Source organism: Lysinibacillus sp. FW301-JW8, from assembly GCF_058788755.1.
This window is the reverse complement of record NZ_JBYTBB010000142.1, coordinates 1-2,174: the sequence shown is the minus strand read 5'-3', so window position 1 is coordinate 2,174 and position 2,174 is coordinate 1. Positions and strand designations below refer to the sequence as shown.

1 protein-coding gene is annotated in these 2,174 nt (G+C 32.1%); it reads left to right on the top strand.

Annotated elements, in window-relative coordinates; all coding sequences use genetic code 11:
* Positions 1-1,030 precede the first annotated feature (1,030 nt).
* A complete protein-coding gene (locus AC3WOM_RS26630; protein ID WP_427550218.1) occupies positions 1,031-1,924 on the top strand; it encodes a patatin-like phospholipase family protein in 894 nt (297 codons plus the stop codon).
* Positions 1,925-2,174: the final 250 nt, after the last annotated feature.

Below are 2,174 nucleotides of genomic sequence, written 5' to 3'. Positions count from 1 at the left end.
GGGGCTTCCCCCTGTGAGAGTAGGACATTGCTAGGCAAAGACAGTCAACTGTGTGTTGGCTGTTTTTTTGTTTTTAAGCGACCTGTTTCCAAATGTAAACGAAGGAATAATGGTCTTCATTTCGATAGCCAAAACCACATCTTTTGATGAGTTTAATTTTACTACTCCCGCTTTCCATCATGTCATTAGATAGCAGTGAAATACTGGTATCCAGCAACGCTTTTTAACGTGTTATCAATGTTTTTTGCGATTTTAGAAACGGCACTACATAGACGATATTGATATACCTTATAAATCATTCTGTTAATTGTCGTTTAGCTTGTGTCATCGATAATGTAGAATCATCATCTCAATGCAAATCAATCAGAGGTGCCAAGCATAGCCATGGTGTGTGCATAACGAATCGTTTTCCCTCGAAAAATGGGACATGATACTGAATAAGCACTTACTGTAACAAGAAATACATTTGGTTCTTCGTCAGATGGAGAAGAAACTTCGAATAAGATGGTAACGGTAAAAACATTTTGTTAAACTTGGAATACAAAGCGAAAACTCCTCTCGTGGTTTGTCTCGACAACAATTACGATATGTGAGTTTTCGCTTTTCTTCTATAGAAAAGTGTAAAATTATTGATTCGATAGAAAACTAGTCACAAGTTGTGGTGAAGAGCACTTTTTGATTCTTATATGTAAGTTTATTTACTATACAATCTTTACATATAGGGATCACTCTTTGTAGTTATTTTAAAAAGTGCTTGTCTAATTTAGAGGAATATTTGAAATTTTTTTTAGATTTAAATCATTACATAGTTTAAAGTATTTTCATATTTAGATAAAGGATTTGAATGTATTAAATAAAAATCAAAACAAAGTTACTGATAAAGTATAAGTTATTTCATATAAGGTATAATCTTTCAGACTTTTAATGACTTATTTCGTGAAGTACAACAGTAATACGACAAAAAATAGTTCTAAATGTGATTATTGATTCTTATAATATAAAGATTACTTTCTAAAAAGGAGAGGAAATTTTGTGGATTGATGGTGTTTTTTCTGGTGGTGGTTTGAAGGGGTTCGCACTAGTTGGCGCGTATCAAGTGTTAGAAGCTGAAAACTTCCGCTTTAAAAGGGTAGCTGGAACGAGTGCTGGAGCTATTCTAGCTACTTTTATTGCTGCAGGCTACAGCGGAAAAGAAATTCAAACTATGTTAGAAGAATTGGATGTACCTTCATTATTAGATTCAAGGAAAACCATTTTACCATTTCCGTTTATGAAATGGGTTAATGTATATAACCATTTAGGTTTATATAAAGGAAAAGCACTAGAAAAATGGTTTTTTCAAAAATTAGCTGCAAAAGGTGTTTATACATTTAAAGATTTACCGAGGGATTCTTTAAAATTAGTTGCTTCTGATTTAACAAATGGAAGAATGATTGTTTTGCCCGATGATTTACTCAAATATCATATTGATGCAAATAATTTCTCAGTTGCATGTGCTTTACGAATGAGTTGTGGCATTCCTTTTTTCTTTGAACCTGTTACATTAAAAACGGGGAAAGGAGAATCTATAATTGTAGATGGCGGTGTTTTGAGTAATTTTCCGTTATGGATATTTGACGATAAAGAGGGAAAGAAAGTAAGACCAATTCTAGGACTTAAATTGAGTAGACGCAGAGAAGAGCAATGTCCACATGAAATAAAAAATGGCTTGAATTTATTTGAAGCATTATTCTCGACTATGAAGGACGCTCATGATGAGAGATATATTTCTAGAAGACATGAAAGAGATATTATTTTCATCCCTGTCGAAGATTATAGTGCAACACAATTTGATTTAGATGAAGATACTAAGGAAACTCTTTTAGAAATTGGACGGAATCGTACTATTCAATTTTTAAGAACATGGCCAAGGTTCAGATTATAAAATTTGAAAAAGATTTATAAAAAACTATTGACGATCTTTATAACCAGTGTTATTATATAAAAGTTGCTACTGAAACGCGCAACTAGAACAATATAAAGTAAAATAACTGTTTGACATTATCATATAAACATGTTATTATATAAAAGTTAACTCTTAACAAAGAGAAATGCTTTAAATGAACCTTGAAAACTGAACAAGCAAAACGTAATCAATCAAGTTTTTAGTAGCTAGCTTCTGCTGGTGAACAAAG